General features: G+C 63.1%; 21 protein-coding genes. 6 read left to right on the top strand and 15 right to left on the bottom strand.

Annotation, left to right across the window (positions count from 1 at the left end):
- Positions 1–209: 209 nt before the first annotated feature.
- Positions 210–1,952, top strand: coding sequence for an ABC transporter ATP-binding protein/permease (locus HCN50_RS12780; protein WP_171710035.1), 1,743 nt, complete (start codon positions 210–212; stop codon positions 1,950–1,952).
- A gap of 14 nt (positions 1,953–1,966) precedes the next feature.
- On the opposite strand, the gene HCN50_RS12775 is transcribed toward HCN50_RS12780, so the two are convergent.
- From HCN50_RS12775 to HCN50_RS12750, 6 genes are all read right to left on the bottom strand, one after another.
- Positions 1,967–2,479, bottom strand: coding sequence for an HPP family protein (locus tag HCN50_RS12775; protein ID WP_171710034.1), 513 nt, complete (start codon positions 2,477–2,479; stop codon positions 1,967–1,969).
- Positions 2,480–2,546: 67 nt separating this feature from the next.
- A complete protein-coding gene (locus HCN50_RS12770; RefSeq protein WP_171710033.1) occupies positions 2,547–3,563 on the bottom strand; it encodes a TorF family putative porin in 1,017 nt (338 codons plus the stop codon).
- Positions 3,564–3,962: 399 nt separating this feature from the next.
- Positions 3,963–4,322, bottom strand: coding sequence for a histone (locus tag HCN50_RS12765; protein ID WP_171710032.1), 360 nt, complete (start codon positions 4,320–4,322; stop codon positions 3,963–3,965).
- 236 nt (positions 4,323–4,558) lie between these two features.
- On the bottom strand, positions 4,559–5,869 hold the full coding sequence (gene glcF, locus HCN50_RS12760; protein ID WP_171710031.1) for a glycolate oxidase subunit GlcF: 1,311 nt from the start codon (positions 5,867–5,869) through the stop codon (positions 4,559–4,561).
- Positions 5,866–7,104, bottom strand: a complete 1,239-nt coding sequence (locus HCN50_RS12755) for an FAD-binding protein (RefSeq protein ID WP_171710030.1) — start codon at positions 7,102–7,104, stop codon at positions 5,866–5,868. Before HCN50_RS12755 ends, glcF begins: the two co-directional genes overlap by 4 nt.
- A gap of 166 nt (positions 7,105–7,270) precedes the next feature.
- The gene (locus HCN50_RS12750) at positions 7,271–8,764 is read right to left on the bottom strand and encodes an FAD-linked oxidase C-terminal domain-containing protein (RefSeq protein WP_171710029.1); all 1,494 of its coding nucleotides are present in this window, start codon (positions 8,762–8,764) and stop codon (positions 7,271–7,273) included.
- A 241-nt stretch (positions 8,765–9,005) separates the two neighbouring features.
- Here HCN50_RS12750 and cycA point away from each other — a divergent pair, with 241 nt between their 5' ends.
- A complete protein-coding gene (cycA, locus tag HCN50_RS12745; RefSeq protein ID WP_171710028.1) occupies positions 9,006–9,401 on the top strand; it encodes a cytochrome c-550 CycA in 396 nt (131 codons plus the stop codon).
- Positions 9,402–9,569: 168 nt separating this feature from the next.
- Here cycA and HCN50_RS12740 read toward each other — a convergent pair whose 3' ends face one another.
- Together HCN50_RS12740 and HCN50_RS12735 are read right to left on the bottom strand one after the other, a co-directional pair.
- On the bottom strand, positions 9,570–9,863 hold the full coding sequence (locus HCN50_RS12740; protein ID WP_171710027.1) for an antibiotic biosynthesis monooxygenase: 294 nt from the start codon (positions 9,861–9,863) through the stop codon (positions 9,570–9,572).
- Between the two features lie 124 nt (positions 9,864–9,987).
- Positions 9,988–10,953: an alpha/beta fold hydrolase gene (locus HCN50_RS12735; RefSeq protein ID WP_171710026.1), complete on the bottom strand. Its 966-nt coding sequence runs from the start codon at positions 10,951–10,953 to the stop codon at positions 9,988–9,990.
- Between the two features lie 265 nt (positions 10,954–11,218).
- Here HCN50_RS12735 and HCN50_RS12730 point away from each other — a divergent pair, with 265 nt between their 5' ends.
- Complete coding sequence (locus HCN50_RS12730) at positions 11,219–11,398, top strand: hypothetical protein (RefSeq protein ID WP_171710025.1); 180 nt, start codon at positions 11,219–11,221, stop codon at positions 11,396–11,398.
- Between the two features lie 47 nt (positions 11,399–11,445).
- On the opposite strand, the gene HCN50_RS12725 is transcribed toward HCN50_RS12730, so the two are convergent.
- The 5 genes from HCN50_RS12725 to HCN50_RS12705 form a co-directional block, all read right to left on the bottom strand.
- Entirely contained in the window at positions 11,446–11,724 is a 279-nt protein-coding gene (locus HCN50_RS12725) for a hypothetical protein (protein WP_171710024.1), read from the bottom strand.
- A gap of 179 nt (positions 11,725–11,903) precedes the next feature.
- Entirely contained in the window at positions 11,904–12,503 is a 600-nt protein-coding gene (locus HCN50_RS12720) for a tetratricopeptide repeat protein (protein WP_235976949.1), read from the bottom strand.
- A 147-nt stretch (positions 12,504–12,650) separates the two neighbouring features.
- Entirely contained in the window at positions 12,651–12,776 is a 126-nt protein-coding gene (ykgO, locus tag HCN50_RS12715) for a type B 50S ribosomal protein L36 (protein WP_002718645.1), read from the bottom strand.
- Between the two features lie 290 nt (positions 12,777–13,066).
- Positions 13,067–13,516, bottom strand: a complete 450-nt coding sequence (locus HCN50_RS12710; RefSeq protein WP_171710022.1) for a MaoC family dehydratase — start codon at positions 13,514–13,516, stop codon at positions 13,067–13,069.
- 14 nt (positions 13,517–13,530) lie between these two features.
- A complete protein-coding gene (locus HCN50_RS12705; RefSeq protein ID WP_171710021.1) occupies positions 13,531–14,007 on the bottom strand; it encodes a MaoC family dehydratase in 477 nt (158 codons plus the stop codon).
- Between the two features lie 107 nt (positions 14,008–14,114).
- Between HCN50_RS12705 and HCN50_RS12700 the strand changes: the two genes are divergently transcribed.
- The 3 genes from HCN50_RS12700 to HCN50_RS12690 all read left to right on the top strand — a co-directional run bounded on the left by HCN50_RS12700 (position 14,115) and on the right by HCN50_RS12690 (position 16,332).
- Positions 14,115–14,999 (top strand): amidohydrolase family protein, encoded by an 885-nt coding sequence (locus tag HCN50_RS12700; RefSeq protein ID WP_171710020.1) that lies wholly within the window; start codon positions 14,115–14,117, stop codon positions 14,997–14,999.
- A 99-nt stretch (positions 15,000–15,098) separates the two neighbouring features.
- Positions 15,099–15,845, top strand: a complete 747-nt coding sequence (locus tag HCN50_RS12695; RefSeq protein WP_171710019.1) for a haloacid dehalogenase type II — start codon at positions 15,099–15,101, stop codon at positions 15,843–15,845.
- Between the two features lies 1 nt (position 15,846).
- Positions 15,847–16,332, top strand: a complete 486-nt coding sequence (locus HCN50_RS12690) for a YbaK/EbsC family protein (protein WP_171710018.1) — start codon at positions 15,847–15,849, stop codon at positions 16,330–16,332.
- On the opposite strand, the gene HCN50_RS12685 is transcribed toward HCN50_RS12690, so the two are convergent.
- Complete coding sequence (locus tag HCN50_RS12685) at positions 16,329–16,676, bottom strand: hypothetical protein (protein WP_171710017.1); 348 nt, start codon at positions 16,674–16,676, stop codon at positions 16,329–16,331. The genes HCN50_RS12690 and HCN50_RS12685 overlap by 4 nt on opposite strands.
- Before the next feature lie 135 nt (positions 16,677–16,811).
- Complete coding sequence (locus tag HCN50_RS12680) at positions 16,812–17,801, bottom strand: tripartite tricarboxylate transporter substrate binding protein (RefSeq protein WP_171710016.1); 990 nt, start codon at positions 17,799–17,801, stop codon at positions 16,812–16,814.
- Positions 17,802–18,017: the final 216 nt, after the last annotated feature.

Below are 18,017 nucleotides of genomic sequence, written 5' to 3'. Positions count from 1 at the left end.
GCGGGAGGCGTGGGATTGCCTTGGTTTCGCCAACGCTCACAACCTCGCGAAGTTCGAGGAGCCATCGTCCCCCGCCGCCGCGGCCATGCTAGGGTCTGACCCAACCTGCGACAAGTCGCCGCAGCCAGGCCTTTCCATGGGCTTCGTAGAGGCGCCTAATTCTTCCATTCCTTCAGGGCCTTAAGCCCATCCTCGGAGACGGCAATCCTGTGAAAAACCTCCGCTCGACGCTCGCCACCGTATGGCGCATCTCCGCCCCCTATTTCCGCTCCGAGGACAAATGGGCCGGCCGCGGGCTGCTGGCGGCCGTGCTCGCCATTGAGCTTGCGATCGTCGGCATCAACGTCCTGATCAACCAGTGGAACGCCCGTTTCTACAACGCGCTGCAGGAACGAAACTGGGACTCCTTCGTCAGCGAAATCATCTATTTCAGCGTGCTCGCCGCTATTTTCATCCTTTTGGCGGTCTACCAGCTCTATCTCAATCAATGGCTGCAGATCCGCTGGCGGCGCTGGATGACCGCGCAATATCTCGGCGACTGGCTGCATCAGGCCAACCATTACCGGATGCAGCTTCAGGGCGATGCCGCCGACAACCCCGACCAGCGCATGACCGACGACGTCAAACTGTTTGTCGATCGCACGCTCAACATCGGGGTCGGTGTGCTGAGCTCGATCGTCACGATCGCGTCCTTTGTCACGATCCTGTGGGGCCTGTCCAATGCCGCGCCGCTGCACCTGTTCGGTCAGGATTATCCGATCCCCGGCTATCTCGTCTGGGGCGCGCTGATCTATTCGGTGCTCGGCACCATCCTGACCCACCTGATCGGCTGGCCGCTGGTCGGCATCGATTTCAAGCAGCAGCAGTATGAAGCGGATTTTCGTTTCAACCTGGTGCGCGTGCGGGAAAACTCCGAGCAGATCGCGCTGCTGCACGGTGAGCAGGCGGAGCGCGAGCGCCTTCTGGTTCGCTTCGGCCGCGTGGTGGAGAACTGGCTCGCCATCATGAGCCGGACCAAGAAGATCACGGCGTTCACGGCGAGCTATAACCAGGCTTCGGTGATCTTTCCCTATGTGCTGGTGGCACCGGCCTATTTCGCGGAGAAGATTCAGCTCGGCGGCATGATGCAGACCGCGTCGGCGTTTTCCAACGTGCAGGGTGCGCTTTCGTTCTTCATCACCATCTATCGCCAACTGGCGGAGTGGCAGGCCGTGGTCAACCGCCTCGACGGGTTCGAGGCGGGGATCGCGGCGGCGAGAGAACTCGCAAGCCGCAGCGAGCGCATTCACGTCGTCAAGACGGGTAGTGGCACCATCGACATCAAGGAGCTTGTGCTGCGCCTGCCAAACGGAACGCCGTTGGTGAACGCGGACGGATTCAGCCTGCGCAAGGGCGAGCGCACGCTGGTCACCGGCCCGTCCGGCTCCGGCAAATCAACGCTATTCCGCGCCATCGCCGGCATCTGGCCGTTCGGAAGCGGCTCCATCACCGTACCGGCAGGGGCGTCCTTGATGATGCTGCCGCAGCGGCCGTATTTCCCGACCGGCACGCTGCGAGCAGCGGTCGAATATCCGGCCAAGGAAGGCGCGTTCACGCCTGCGCAGATCAGCCAGACGCTCGAATTGGTCGGATTGCCGAAGCTCGCGTCGCAACTCGACGAACATGGCCACTGGAATCGGACACTGTCGCTCGGCGAGCAGCAGCGCCTTGGACTGGCGCGTGCGCTGTTGCATGTGCCGCAATATCTGTTTCTCGACGAGGCAACGGCGTCGCTCGACGAACCATCGGAGGCGGCACTGTATCGCCTGCTCGAGGCGAAATTGCCGGCAACCACCATCGTCTCGATCGGCCACCGCTCGACGCTCGACGTCTTCCATGACCGCAATGTCGTGCTTGCCCGAGCGGGAGATGGATTCGCGCTTCAGGACAACAAGAGCGCCGCTGTGTCGTAACGGCTACGATTTCCCTATAGCCACCGCTGCGGCCACGATTGGCGGCGCACCCCGCGGTGCCAGAAATAACAAAAGGCAGTCAGCATCAGCGCGCCGGCCAGCACCGGCGCCAGCAGGAACGTCCATGGCAGATTGCCCGATACGATCAGAAGCGGGTTGATGCCTGCTGGGGGGTGAAAGGTCCCGGTCACATACATTGCCAGGATCGACAGGCCGACAGCCGCGGCCGCCGCCCAGGCTTGCGGGCCCGCCAGCTTCAGCACGAGGATGCCAATCAAGGCCGACACCAGATGCCCGCCGACCAGGGCGCGCGGCTGCGCCGGCTCCGCGTTCGGCGATCCGATCACCAGCACGATTGAGGTCGCGAACGGAATCACCGCGAGCGGGTAATGCGCGGCGAACGAGAACAGCTCCATGATGCCGATGGCGATCGCGCCGCCAAGACCCGCGACCGCGCCCGCCGCGGCGCCGTAGTGATCGTTGCGGACGATTGCTTTGCGCAGCCCGCGCCGCCAGGCCCGTTTCATCACATCCATCCAAAAGAAAGGGGGCGGCAGATCGCTCTGCCGCCCCCTCCTCCTCGACAGGAAGATCTTACTTCAGGTTGGTTATCGCGGTCAGGTCGGCCGACAGCTTGACGATGCCGGCGGCGCCGCACCAGTTCGAACCGACGCCCGACGGATTAATCGGGGTAACGAAGGTGCCCGACGATGCCGTGATATTGCCACGCGCTGCGAAGTCGCTGGTGAAGGCGTTGCAATCACCCTTCGACAGGTTGGTGTCGGAGTAGCGGAAGTCCAGCGTGAACACCTTGTAGGTGAAGCCGATGCCGACGTTCCAGGTGTTGTAGTCGGCATAGTTGATGCCATTCGGAAACAGCGCGGTGCCATAGAACGAGTCGGAGGTGCCGAGCCACTGGCGGCCGAACTCACCCGAGACATACATGCCGATGCCGCTGGTGCCGAACCAGGCGCTCGGCGCGATCGCCTTGCCGACGATCGAGGCATAGGTGCCTTCGGCGCCGCTGTTGAGGAAGCTCGGCGTATAATAGACGTTGCCGCCCAGCGAGAAGTTGTCGTTGAACGTATAGTTCACCTTGCCATAGACCTCGAAGAAGCTGAGGTCCTTCTTGATGACGTTGCCGTTGACCAGAGCGTTCTGCAGACATTCGGCGCTTAGCGGATTGCCTGCAAAATCGGTCGGAGGGACGACGGCGCCGTAGTGGCAGGTGCCGCCCGGATACATGTAGCCCCAGGCGCCGACATCGAAGGCCCAGGAGCCGGCCGTGTAGCGGACACCGCCGTAGGCGTCGACTTCAGCCGCAGCGCGGTTCGGGAACGAGATGCTGGCGCCGCCCAGGCCGACATAGAGCTGCAGGTCCTTGGTGACGTTGTAGCGCGGCTCGAAATAGACGTTGACCGACGGCTTGTGGTTGGACTGGGTGATGCCGCGGAAGATATAGTCGTTGGTGATCCCGCCACCGAAGGCGAAATCCCAGGGTTCGAAGGCCGGAGGCGGCGGCGCCTTGACGGCCTTCACGCGCAGATCTGCAGCGAGAGCCGAACCCGATACCATTGTCAGCGCCGTTGCCAACAAAGCCAGTTTCTTCATGACTATCCCCAATTACCCTTCTTGGCAGTCCGTCCCCGGCCCCCCGGGCAAGCGCCGACTGCGGCCAAATGTCTTCGCGTAGCCACACAGTGGGCTGGCGCGTCATTGTCGTGAAGCAAAAAAGTCAAGCACGTGCCGCCTTTTTAGGCGTTTGGGCAATTCCGGCAAATCTTGTCGGCGTGTGTTGCTTTCTCACAACAAATTTGAGGGTTCCCGGGCCACCTGGACCGCACCTGAAGCCGGGACAAGCGGCACTGGCGACACACCGAACGATGCCATTTTGCGAATCAACTTCCCCGTGAAAATACGGCCGCGGTCGCCTCAACCAATGGTCTCACGAAAAAGGCCGCAGCGCTGGACGCTGCGGCCTCTGCCAAATGTTTTCGGCGGACGGCTTGCCTAGTTGTGGTCGCCGCCGTTGGACGACCCGGCCGCCCATGAGGGATTGGACGGCTCGGGGGAAGCCCAGCTCTGCGACGAGGCAGCTTCGGCTTCCGGTTCGGGCGTCGTCACCGCCGGCTCCGCCTTGGGAGTGGCAGGCTTGGCAGCGGCCTTCCGTTTCTTCGGCGCGCTCTTCTTTGCGGCCTTCTTCGGTGCGGCGGCCCTTGATTTCTTGGCGGCCTTCTTTGCGACCTTCTTGGCGGATTTCTTCGCGCCCCTCTTCGCCGATTTCTTTGCAGCCTTCTTCGCGGACTTCTTCGCCGCTAGGGCCTTCTTGGCCTTTTTAGCCTTCTTGGCCTTCTTACTCTTCTTCGCCATCTGGTCCTCCTGTTGTCGCTGTCGATGTCTGTCGAGCGCTTCGAATAGTCCGTGGGCCAGACCGGGACGACACTTCTTCGAAGTGCCCTCCCGCTCCATCCCTTGTCCGGGCGCGATCTGCCGACAAACGCTCTTCACGCCTGCCTGAAGAAAGAACCGGTCCCCATCCGGCTATGCCGGCGCGGGGCGGGCTTTCCGGATCATGCCCGTAGGCCGATCGATCAATTCAATCTTGTCTATGATCCAGGCTTTGGACCTCCTGTCGCCCAATCGAGAAGCTCAATCGTGTGCACCACAGGAACTGACGTACCGCCGGCAATTTGAACCATGCATCCAATATTGCCTGCAGCGATCATGTCCGGTTTGACTGTCGCAATATTGGCGATCTTCCGATCGCGCAATCTGCTCGCAATGTCAGGCTGGAGAATGTTGTAGGTCCCCGCCGAACCGCAACACAAATGGCTCTCGGGCACATCTTTCACCACGAATCCATTCTTGGAAAGCAATTCTTTCGGAAGGCCTGTGATTTTCTGTCCATGCTGCAGCGAACAGGCGGAGTGATAAGCCACTGTTACGTCGCCTTTCTGGTGCGATGGCGCGAGTTCGAGGCCTGAGAGATACTCGGTGATATCCTTTGCCAGCGCGGAAATTTGCGCTGCAGAAGCGGCGTAATCGCGATCCTCGCGCAGCATGAAACCATAGTCCTTGATGACCGTGCCGCAGCCCGATGCTGTGATCAGGATGGCGTCGAGGCCGCCTTGTTCCACTTCCTTTTTCCACACTGTGATGTTGGCGCGTGCCCGTGCCAGCGCGTCGCCGTCCTGCCCGAGGTGATGGGTGAGCGCGCCGCAGCATTGCTCGTCCCGGACGAGGACGACCTCGACGCCGTGGCGCGTTAAAAGGTTAATGGCGGCCTGGTTGATGCGCGGCGCCAGCACCTGCTGGGCGCAGCCCTGCAGCAGCGCGACCCGCCCGCGCCGCTCGCCGTGGGCCGGAAAGACGCTGCCGCCTGCAGGTCCCGGCGGAGGAAGTGCTTTCGGCGCGAGCGCCAGCATCGCCTTGATTCGGCGCAACAGGCCGGGTGCCGCTGCCGCCTCCGGCGCCGGCAGGAGCGCCGCAAACGGGCGGGCAAGCCGTGCCATGATCATGCTGGCGCGAAACAGGTTTGGCCGCGGCAACACGAGGGCGAGCACCGCGCGCAAGGCGCGCTCGGCCAGCGGCCGCGAGTATTCCTTCTCGATCCGGACCCGCGCCTGATCGACCAGATGCATGTAGTGCACGCCCGACGGACAGGTGGTCATGCACGCAAGGCATGAGAGGCAGCGGTCGATATGCTTGACCACTTCCGCCGTCGGCGGACGGTCCTTTTCCAGCATCTCCTTGATCAGATAGATCCGCCCGCGCGGGCTATCGAGCTCGTCGCCGAGCAGCACATAGGTCGGACAGGTCGCGGTGCAGAACCCGCAATGCACGCAGGCCCGCAGGATCTTGTCGGCCTCGGCAATATCGGGATCGGCGAGCTGGGCCAGCGAGAATTCGGTTTTCATGCCGGAGCTCCCCGCACCATCCGGCCGCGGTTGAGGATGACCTTGGGATCGAAACTGTGGCGCACGCGTTCGCTCAAGGCGGCGATACCGCTGGGCTGCGGATGGAAGACATCGACATTCCGCCTGGTCTCCTCGGATGCGCGGATCAGCGAGCCGTGGCCGCCCGCGGCTTCGACGCGCTGTCGCACCAGGGCGGCTAGCGCATCCGGCTTGGGGGGCAATGCGGCCCAGATCAGTCCGCCGCCCCAATCATAGATCATATCGCCCCCGGTCTCGCGCGCCAGCACCTGTCCCAGCGCGCCGCCGGACGCCGGCGGACAGACGATCCGCCACACCGGCCAGGCGCCGAGTGCGCCGCTGGCGGCGAATGGTTCGACGTCGCGGATAGCACTCCAGATTGCCGCCGACGCCGCGTCCTGCAACATCTCCACCGTGCCGAATGAGGCCAGCGCTTTGACGAGCGAACCGGCGCGATCCGCAACCGATGCCGCGATGCCTTCGAGCCGCAGCAGCGTCACCGCCCGGCCCTGCGCCGCAAATTCCGCGAGCGCGCCGGTCGCAGGCCGGAACGCCGAATTCGGCAGATGCGCCGCGCCGGAGACGTCGAAAGGCGAGCCGAGCGCCGTCGTCATCGCCCGGTTCGCGGTCAGATCGTCAAGCCCCGAAAGCACCAGCGTGCGCTCGCTCTCAGGCTTCGGCATCACCTTCAGCGTGACCTCCGTCATCACGGCCAGTGTGCCCCACGACCCCGTCAGGAGCTTGCAGAGATCATAGCCGGTGACGTTTTTCACCACCTTGCCGCCGGTCTTGAAGCCGTCGCCGAAGCCGGACACCGCATGCGCACCAAGCAGGTGATCGCGCGCACCGCCGGCCCTGATGCGGCGGGGACCGGCGAGGCCGGCGCCGATCATGCCACCGATAGTGCCGTTGCCGTAGACGCCGAGCAGCTTGGAGGTGTCGATCGGCTCGAAGGCGAATTGCTGGTTCTTGGAATCGATCAGCGACTGCACGTCGGCAAGCGGCGCGCCCGATTGCGCGGTGATGATCAGCTCGTTCGGTTCGTAGGAGGAGACCGCGTTCAGCGCCGACACGTCGAGCACGGCGTTGGTCGCCATCGGCTGGCCGATCGTGCGCTTGGTGCCATGGCCGATGATCTCGAGCGGCTGCTCATTGGCAATCGCCGCCCGCACGACTTCTTCGACGTCCCTGCCGTCACGGACCTTCAAGGTATCCACGATGCTATGCCCGTCCGTTGGCATCATCGTCCGCCTTCTGCGCAATTGCGCACTGGGGCGGACGATCCAGTAATCGCTAGCGTCGAGATAAGGCACTGGCGGCGCGGAATACTGGATACCCCGCCTTCGCGGCGTATGACGATTGAAAGGTTGGCGACAGTCATCCTCAAAATCTCGGCAAATCCGGAAACGCCAATTGGCCGGCATGGACATGCATGCGGCCGAGTTCGGCGCAGCGGTGCAGCGTCGGAAACACCTTGCCGGGGTTGAGCAGGCCTTGCGCATCGAAGGCGCATTTCAGCCGCTGCTGCTGGTTCAGGTCTGCTTCCGAAAACATTTCGTCCATCAGGTCGCGCTTCTCGATGCCGACGCCATGTTCGCCGGTGAGCACGCCGCCGAATTCGACGCAGGCCCGCAGGATGTCGGCGCCGAAGGCCTCCGCCCGCTCGATTTCGCCCGGCTTGTTGGCGTCATAGAGGATCAGCGGATGCAGATTGCCGTCGCCGGCGTGGAACACGTTGGCGACGCGCAGATCGTATTTTGCCGAGAGGTCGCGGATGCGCGCGAGCGCCTTCGGCAGTGCGCCGCGCGGAATCGTGCCGTCCATGCAGAGATAGTCTGGCGAGATCCGCCCGACCGCGGGAAACGCCGCCTTGCGCCCGGCCCAGAACAGATTGCGCTCGGCCTCGGAGGTCGAGATCTGGCAGGTCGTCGAGCCGCAGCCTTGCGCGATCGCCTCGACGCGCTTGATCAGTTCATCGACCTCGACGCTCGGGCCATCGAGCTCGATGATCAGGAGCGCCTCGACATCGAGCGGATAGCCGGCATGGACGAAAGCCTCCGCGGCATGGATCGCCGGCTTGTCCATCATCTCCATGCCGCCTGGAATGATGCCGGCGCCGATGATCCGTGCCACGCATTCGCCGGCGGCTTCGACCTCGGCGAAGCCGACCATCAGGGCTCGCGCCGTTTCCGGCTTCTGCAGGATGCGCACCGTGATCTCGGTGATGACGCCGAGCAGCCCCTCGGAGCCGGTAATGATTCCCATCAGGTCGTAGCCTGAGTTCTCGGCCGCCTTGCCGCCGATCCGCAGGATCTCGCCCGACATCAGCACGATCTCGCAGCCGAGCACGTTGTTGGTGGTCATGCCGTATTTCAGGCAATGCACGCCGCCGGAATTTTCCGCGACATTGCCGCCGATCGAGCAGGCGATCTGCGACGAGGGGTCGGGTGCATAGTAGAAGCCGGCATGCGCCACCGCCTGGCTGATGGCGAGGTTGGTGACGCCGGGCTCAGTCACCACGACGCGGTTGTCGAAATCGATCTCGCGGATGCGCTTGAACTTGCCCAGCCCCAGCAGCACGCCGTCGACGAGCGGCAGCGCACCGCCCGACAGCGAGGTGCCGGAGCCGCGCGGCACCACCTTGATGCCGTGCTCGAAGCAGTATTTCAGGACCTGCGAGACCTGCTCGGTGGTGTCCGGAAGCACCACGACCATCGGTGGTTGCCGGTAGGCGGTGAGACCATCGGATTCATAGGCGAGCATCTCGGCCGCGCTGTCGATCACGCCCTCGCCCGGCACGATCGCGCGCAAGGCGGCCACGATTTCGCCGCGGCGGCCGAGAACCGCCTGATCCGCAGCCGGCATCATGATGGCCATGCGTGTTCCTCCAAGCGCCCGTTAGCCTCGCGCTTTATCGATTTATCGCGACAAATCAAGCACGTCCGACCCGGTTTGGGTAGGCCACCAAGGTCGGATGGCCGCTCCAATCGCAACTTCTCTCTCGGGCAAGTCCGCCGCCGCGAAACCTGTCAATGTTTCGTGGCTTGTCCAATCAAAGCGGCCCATGCCACAAGCAATGGCCCCCGACAAACCACAGGGAAGAGACAAAGAGCACCCCATGAAGAAATTGACCTTGAGCGCGCTGGTTGCCCTCACCGCGATGACTGCCGCAACATCCAGCGCGCTGGCGCAGGACGTCGCTGCCGGCAAGACCTCGTTCAACAAATGCCTGGCCTGCCACGCCATCGGCGAAGGTGCCAAGAACAAGGTAGGCCCTGTGCTGAACGGCCTCGATGGCCGCAAGTCCGGCACCGTCGAGGGTTATTCCTACTCCGACGCCAACAAGAATTCCGGTATCACCTGGGGCAAGGATGTGTTCCTCGAATACATCAAGGATCCGAAGGCCAAGATCCCCGGCACCAAAATGGTGTTCGCCGGCATCAAAAACGAGAAAGAGGCCAACGATCTGTGGGCCTATGTCTCCTCGTTCGACAAGGACGGCAAGCAGAAGTGAGAGCTGCGTCTTCACCCTCCCCTGGAGGGGGAGGGTCGCCGCGCAGCGGCGGGGCGGGGTGAAAGTCTCTCCGCGTCCAACAGTGCCCGAGTGGAGAGATCACCCCACCCCGTCTCACATTTCGCTGCGCTGCATGTGAGCCGACCCTCCCCCTCCAGGGGAGGGTGGTTACGCCAGCGTATGCACGATCACTGGACCCGCCATTGCGGTCACCGGGCCGGTCAAGAGCGGCGCCAGATCGTGCTCGCTCCATGCCAGCGCGCGCTTGTTGGATTCCTCGGCGGCGGCAAAATTGTTGAAGAAGCTAATCGCTATCACGGTGTCGTCGGGCGCATAGACCACGTAATAGCCCATGAAGCCTTCGACCCCGCTGATGACGGGAATCGCGCCCTCCTTGATCCTGCGTGTGAGCTCTTCGGCCTTGCCGGGCTTTGCCTTGCCCTGACGAATGGCGGCATACATGGCGCTCTCCCTCGAAGGTCGGCTGCCCGGTCGCGACGCCTTAAGTTTCACCCCTCGCGGGGACGAGCAGCGGAATCCCGCGCGCATTGATCGTATCCCATCCGGAGCCGTCAGGCCACGCACCTCACCGCGCCGACGCAGCCGCCATACTCGGCGCGGCCGGGCCGATCATCGCTTCGACTTCTGCAATGACGAGATCGGGAACCGCATGCTGGATCATGTGACCGACGCCCGGCAGCACGATCAGTTTCGCGTGCGGCGCGGCTGCCGCGAACGGCCGTGAGTGTCTGTCAGTCGACACCGTCTTGTCGGCGTCGCCGGTGATGATGGTGAGCGGCGCCTTGATCTCACCGTAGCGCGGCGCCTGCGCGGCGACCGCCGCCTTCAGCGTCACCAGGTCGCGCGCATTGGCGATGAATTCGCGCGGACGCAGCAGCAGCGGGGTTGCGGTGTTCTTGACAAAGCCGTCCGGCATGGTCTGCGGCAGGAACACGCTCCGCGCGCCCTGTTCCGCCAGCAGCAGGCCGAGCGGCAGCGTGATCGTATAGGCGAACAGCGGGCCGATCACCGGCGTGGCGATCAGCCTGTTGTAACGCCCGACGCCGCCCGGCCACGGGTAGGCCACCGGCGCCAGCATCACGATGCCGGCGACGGCTTGCGGATAATCCAGGGCGATCCGCGCCCCCAGCGCGCCGGACCAGGAATGCACCACAAAGATCGCGCTGTTGACGCCGAGCTTGGCCAGCGCCTCGCCGATCATGCGGGCCTGAACTTCGGGGGTCGAGTCCGCGAGGCGGGCGCGGGTGCTCCAGCCATGCCCGGGACGGTCGATCAGGATCACACGGTGCTTTCCGGCAAGCCGCTCGCCGACCGGTTGCCGCATCACCTCAAGATTGGAACTCGCGCCATGCAGCATCACGATCGCCGGACCGACCGCATCGCGCGGTCCGATATCGAGGACGTGGAGGGACCCGCCCGCCACCTCGACCATCCTGCCCTGGGCCGGATGCGCCCGCTGCGCCATAAGAACCCCGGCTTGGGTGGCCAACGCCAGCACCGCCAGCGCCGCCACCACAATCACGACCGCCATCGAGAATTTCCGACTGATCCTTTGCACCTGCGAGCTACGGCCTGGATCGGCGCAGGTTTCGGAGATTGTCCACAGAGGGCCAAGCCTGTGGATAGCGGGGTCATACTGACGTCATCGACAGATTTGTACAATCGCATTGCCACTTTCGCCATGTGTGCACGTGCCTGATTGGCGGGTAGCCGGGCGCCTGCACCAATGTACCCAACATCCACAGGAACAGGGCCGCTCACTACAAATTGTTCCAGCGTATCATCGGAGGACTGCCATGATTTCCGACGCAAGCGAAGCCGCCATCGATCAGATCGTAGCGAGTTGCAATGGCGACATCCGCGGCGCACTCAAGGCGCTGCTGCGGGTCAACGAGCAGCTTGAGACGGAATTGGCTCAGATTTACGCAGCGGTTGGCCTTGACAGCCTGGCCCGCGGTAGTAACGCCATACACTAGAGCCTCTGGGCGGACGCGCTATAAGGCGCGAACCGGCTTGCGAAGCTCTAGTCGGATTTGTCCTTGCCATCCGGCGTCTCCGCGGGCGGCTCTTCTACCGCCGGGCATTGGCCGATGGTCGAACGGGCCAGCTTCGCGTCGTCGAGCGACCTGTACGGACCGGCTTCGAACCAGATATTTCCGCCAAACTGGTCGACGACGGGATTGCTCGTGACAATCTCGCATTTCGCGGTGGCCCGGTTGCCGACCACCCAATAGCCGCCTTGCGCGAAAGCGCAGGTTCCGGTCGCGACAATCATCGCGCCGGTCAGCACCAATGGTCTCATGGCTCGCTCCTGTCACCCAGTCAGCGAATAATAGCGCGTTGGCGGCGCTACGTTCCGGCCTGAGGCAAATCGTCGGAAATCAGGGTTAATCGCGATTTGTTCGATTGAGCATGATCTTATCGGAAAACCGGTACCCACTTTGCGCTACGCGGCCCTGCGGGTCCGGATCATGCTCGGAATCAGATATCGCGGCCTTCGACCTTTTCGGTGAGGCTCTTGACCAGCTCCGGCACCTTCTCGAGGTGCGGATTGACGGCCAGCGCCTTGCGGAAGGCTTCAAGAGCGCGCTTTTCGTCGCCGATGTCCTGCATGATCATACCGAGCCCGGCCAGCGCGCCGAAATGCCGGGGCTCGCGGATCAGCACCTGCCGGATGTCGTCCAGCGAATGGGTGTAGTCGTTCTTCAGATAGTACAGCGTCGCGCGCCGGTTCCATGCCTCGATATAATCGGGACGCAGCTTGATGACGGCATCGAGGAGTTTCAGCGCGACGTCGACCTGCTGCGCCTCAATCGCGGCCTTGGCACGCAGCATTAATAGCGCGGCCGTGTCGCTCGGGGTGTGCATCCACAGCGCCCAGATCCGCGCCTCGACGTGCTTGGCGCTGGCTTCATCAGGGGCGGCCTTTAGCGCACCGAACAGGAAATCCAGCCCGCGGGTGCGGTCGGCGCCGACCTTGGGAAGTTTGCTAGGCGCCTCAGGCAATTTCTTCTGGGCTTTCGGCGGGGGAATGACCCTGGGGTCGTTCTGGGCAAACGCGGCCGCGGGCGCGGCTATCATGACCGCGGCGAGGACTAGGATCCGGCAATTAAGGGTGTCCAGGAATCTCAAAACCATGGGCCAAGTCTAGACGCGCAAATTCGCGTCGCAAAGCAGCCGATCGTCAAAGACCTGTGAAGCGAAGAAAAAAGCTCAGCGCTTTGACGCTCAACCCTGGCGAGCCTTGAAGCGGCGCTGCACCTTGTTGATCACGTAAACCCGGCCCTTGCGGCGGACCAGACGGTTGTTGCGGTGACGGCCGCGCAGCGATTTCAAGGAGTTACGGACCTTCATGGGACAATCCTGATGCTTTGAAAGGCCGTGCTGGAGGCCCGAACCTGAGCTACCCGAAAGTGGCAAAATGGGATTAATCCCGAAGAGCGGCCAGCCGCCCGGGATGGGCGGTTTCTAAGCAGCGCGGGGCCGAATGTCAATGCAGAAGGGCTGTTTCGGGGCCTGTTGCCTCCAGGCTCCTCGGAAAATAGCCGTCATTCCGGGGCGATGCGCTGCATCGAACTACCGTGCGCAATTGCGCACCTGGGGTCTGGTCCTTCGGACCATCCCGGAACGACGCCCGATCCAATTCACTGACAGAACAGGTCGCGCGGGAACTCGACCAGGGCCTCGCCGGTCGCGACCTTCTCGCCGGCCTGGTTCTTCACCACCACGTCGATCATCACCCAGCGGGATTTTTCGGTCACCTGCTTGGCCTTGATGATGCCGGAGGGCTGGATGGTGTCGCCCGGCCGGACCGGCTTGACCCATCGCGTTTCCAGCCGACGGTGGATCGCGCCCGCGGGGTAGGCCCAATCGGTGATCATGCGCGAGATCAGCCCGAAATTATTCATGCCGTGCATGATGATACCGCCGAAACTGGTCTTGCCGAAATTGCCCTTCATGTACTCGTCGTCGAGATGCAGCGGGTTGTAGTCGAGCGAGGCATCGCAAAACAGGCGGATGGATTCGCGTGACACCGCGAATGTGGGACCATCGATGGCATCGCCGGCTTTGAGCTTTTCGAACGTCGTGGTCATCGCGCCCTCCTCGCTCACATCGGCCGAATCGTCCAGCCGCGGCCGGAACAGATTACATTGCCCTTCTGGTTGAAGAAGACGTTGTCATGCACCACGAACAGCCGTTCGCGCTTGATGAACTTGTCGAGCGCGCGCGCCTGCAGCGTGATGACGTCATTGGGCCGCGCCGGAATGTTGTAGCTCCAGGACTGCCCGGCATTGACGGTTCCGGGCGAACGCATCCAGTCATCCACCGGCGTGCAGGAGAACATCAGCAGGATGTGGATCGAGGGCGGCGCGATCAGTCCACCATAGCGGGTGGTCTTGGCATAGGCTTCATCGAAATAGATCGGATTGGTTTCTCCGACCGATCGGCAGTACAGCTCGATCGCTTCCCTCGTCAGCGTGTAGGGGATGGTCTTGCGCGGCTCGCCGGGGACGATGTCGTCCCAGACTTTCCTTAAGTTGGCGTCTTTCCAGAAATCGGTCTCGAAGGCCTGCATCTCCGCCATGCCGCACTCCCCTCATTTTCCGCCTTTTGTTTCTGCCGCCTTGCGGAATTTGTTATATAGTATAATCAATTTCCAGACTCAAAAATCAAGCCGGCGGGAAACCAGAGATGCCCAAGCTCAAGCTGCCCGATATCGAAAAAGTCGTCGCGATCGACATTCACACCCATGCGGAAGAGCCCTGCGGCCTGCACGCCGATGACGGCTATGACGACTTCCAGGAGCGCATGGCGGAATATTTCAAATCGCCGCACAGGCATCCGCCGACCGTGCCGGAGACCGCGGGCTATTACCGCTCGAAGAACATCGCGGCCGTGATCTTCCCGGTCGATGCCGAGCGCGAGACCGGTTTCCGCCGCTACAACAATTACGAGATGCTGGAAGTCGCGTCCGACCATCTCGACGTCCTGATCCCCTTCGTCTCGATCGATCCCCACAAGGGCAAGCTCGGCGTGCGCGAAGCGCGCAAGCTGATCGAGGAATACGGCGTCCGCGGCTTCAAATTCCATCCGACCATGCAGGGCTTTTACGCCAACGATCGCATGGCCTATCCGCTCTATGAAGCGATCAATGAGGGCGGCGCTATCGCGCTGTTTCACACCGGTCAGACCGGCGTCGGCTCGGGCATGCCCGGCGGCATGGGCATGCGCTTAAAATATTCCAACCCAATGTATATGGACGACGTCGCGGCCGACTTTCCCGACCTCAAGATCATTCTCGCGCATCCCTCCTTCCCCTGGCAGGAAGAGGCGCTGTCGGTCGCAACCCACAAGCCGAACGTCTATATCGACCTCTCGGGCTGGTCGCCGAAATATTTCCCGCCCATTCTAGTGCGCTACATCAACTCGATTTTGCAGGACAAGATGCTGTTCGGCTCGGACTGGCCGGTGATCACGCCGGACCGCTGGCTGGCCGATTTTGCCAAACTCGACATCCGCGAGGAAATCCGGCCAAAGGTTTTGAAGGCCAACGCAAGGAAGATTTTGGGCATCTAAAGGAGTATCATCGGCGGCACATTTGCGAGGTGTTCCATCACGAGCTTCGCCGGAATTGCCGCCCTCATCGCCTTGGCCCGCGGCGGAAATGAGAGACAAGTGATCATCAAAGCCGTTGTCTTCGATGCCTATGGCACGCTTTACGACATCCAATCGGTGGCCGATGTCACCGAGGATGCGTTTCCCGGCTACGGCGAAATCATCACCCAGGTCTGGCGCATCAAGCAGCTCGAATACACCTGGCTGCGATCGCTGATGCAGCGCTACCGTGACTTTTCCGAAGTGACACGCGATTCGCTGATCTACACGCTTGATAGCCTCGGGCTGCAACATGACGACGATACGTTCGCGCGCATCATCGACAAGTATCTGCATCTCGATCTCTATCCGGATGCGCTCGCCACCCTGTCGGCGATGAAGGATAAGAAGCTCGCGATCCTGTCGAACGGCAGCCCTGACATGCTCAATGCGCTGGTGCGCAACAGCGGGCTCGACCGCATGCTCGACGCGGTCATCAGCGTCGACGCCAGGAAGATCTTCAAGCCCAGCCCGGAAGCCTACGCGCTGATCGAGGAGGTGCTGCATGTGCGGCCTGCCGAGGTGCTGTTCATCTCGGCCAATCCGTGGGATGCCTGCGGCGCCAAGGCGTTCGGGCTCAATGTCGCCTGGATCGAGCGGGTGACGCCGCAAGCGATGGCGATGGCCTGCCTCGATAGCGAGACGCTGCCGCCATTGACGATGTTCAAGGCGCTGCGTACCCAGATGGATGAACTCGGCGTGACGCCCGACCATCGCATCCATGCTCTCGCCGAGCTGCCCGCCCTGGTGTCTGTCCAAAGGTCCTGAAATGAGTCTTGCTTCCGTTCGCGCCTTCTTCGCCGAGAAGGCACCCGATATTGCCGTGATCGAATCCGAAATGAGTTCTGCCACCGTCGCGCTGGCGGCCCAAGCCTACGGCGTCGAGCCGGCGCGGATCGCCAAGACGCTCTCCTTGCGGGTCGGCGAGCGCGTGGTGCTGATCGTGGCCGCCGGCACGTCGCGCATGGACAACAAGAAGGTGAAGGCGCTGTTCGGGGAAAAGCCGAAGATGCTCGGGCTCGAGGAAGTCGCCGAGATCACCGGCCACGAAGTCGGCGGCGTGTGTCCGTTTGGGCTGAAGACGCCGCTGCCGGTCTATTGCGACGTGTCGCTGAGAGCGTTCGATATCGTGGTGCCGGCCGCGGGCTCGACCCACAGCGCGGTGCGGATCACACCTGCGCGCATGGCGGAGCTGACGTCGGCCGAGTGGGTCGACGTCTGCGAACTCAGGCCCGCCGAGGCTACGTCAGCCTAATCGTCTGCAAAGTACGGCCTCGGCTGGGGCGGCACGGCCTGCGGCTGCACCGGCGGGACGCGGGCCCGCGGGACCGGCTGCTGCGGCCCACCGCGCGGCGTCGCCGGCTGCGCGTTGGCCTGCGACTCGAATACCGCGCGGCAACCGGTGGAAAGCTGCGGCGTGTTCTGCCGCAAACATGCCACGATGCGGTTGACGTCCGGGATCTGGTCGCCACAGAGCCGCCAGACGTCGGGTGTGCAGGCCATCTGCTGTTCCCAGGTTCCGCGATATTCTTGCGAGAATGCCGGCACGACGCCGCCGATCGCGAGGGCAAGGCCGAGGACAATCCGCTGCGTTCGCATGCACGGGTCCTTTCTCTGTACTTTCTCGTCGTATTTTCGTTAGGCGCGGAACTCCGCGCGGCGAGGGCATCAAGCCTGTCGAATGAATGCGGCCACGCGACGTTGGTGCGAACAAAAAAATGTGAAGCGGGTTCCCTACTCCACCTTGCCGATCTTCTTCACCGCCGCGACCAAACGCGCGCTGTCTTCCGCGACGAACTTTGCGAATTCGGGCGCGTCGAGATAAGCGACCGGGCTGCCGGCGGTCTCGTAGGTCCTGACCACCTCGGGCGCCTTCGCCGCCTCCGCCATCGCTTCGCGCAGCCGCGTCATGATCGGCGCCGGCAGCGCTGCTTGCGCGAACAGTCCCGCCCAGATGTAGAACTCGACGTCCTTGTAGCCGAGCTCCTTGAACGTCGGCAGATCGGGGAAACTCTTGACGCGCTCGGCGCCCCAATTGGCGAGCACGCGCATTTTGCCGTCATCGACCTGCTGTTTCAGCGTGCCCGGCGCGGACGCCACCGCCTGCACGGTACCGCTCAGCAGAGCAGTCAGCGCAGGACCGGCGCCACGGAACGGCACGTGCAGCAGTTTGATGCCGGCGCTCGCCGCAAACATCTCCATCGCCACGTGCAGCGTGCCGTAGGGACCGGACGAGCCGTAAGGAATTTGCCCGGGACGTTTCCTCGCGTCGTCGACGAACTCCTGCAGCGTCTTCCATGGCGCAGACGCCGGCACCGCGAGCAGCGTCGGATCGGCGAGCACGCGCGCGATCGGCGCAAACTGCGAGACTTCATACGCCACCGGGCGGTCGAACAGCCGGTCGGCCTCGGGCAACACGGCGAGCGACGAAAGCGTCATCAACAGCGTATGCCCATCCGGCTCGGCGCGCGCCGCCGCCGCGTTGCCGACCGACCCGCCACCGCCGCCGGCACGGTTGTCGACGATCACAGGCTTGCCCAGGATCCGCTCCAGCGCCTGCGCCACCGGCCGCGCCGCGAGATCGGCCTGGCCGCCAGGCGGAAACGGCACGATCATGGTGATGTTGCGCGAGGGGTATTGGCCTTGCGCGACGGCGGTGTTGGAGAGCGCAGTATGCGCCAGCGGCAGCGCGGCAGCGGCCTTGAGAAGTTCGCGGCGGTTCATGGCAGTTTCTCCCGGTGCTTTTGTTTTGATTTGTTGGAGGCAGCCTAGCCCGAAGCTGGCGGCGTTGCGATAGCCGCGCGCTTCATCCTCCCTGGAGGGGCAGGGTCGGCTCACAGCGAGCAAAGCGATATGTGAGGCGGGGTGGGGTGATCTCTCAACACGGGCACTGTTGGATGTGGAGAGACCGTCACCCCACCCCGCCGCTCATTGCATGAG

It is taken from the genome of Bradyrhizobium archetypum (assembly GCF_013114835.1).
GTDB lineage: Bacteria > Pseudomonadota > Alphaproteobacteria > Rhizobiales > Xanthobacteraceae > Bradyrhizobium > Bradyrhizobium archetypum.
This window is presented reverse-complemented; position numbering and strand designations above follow the sequence as displayed.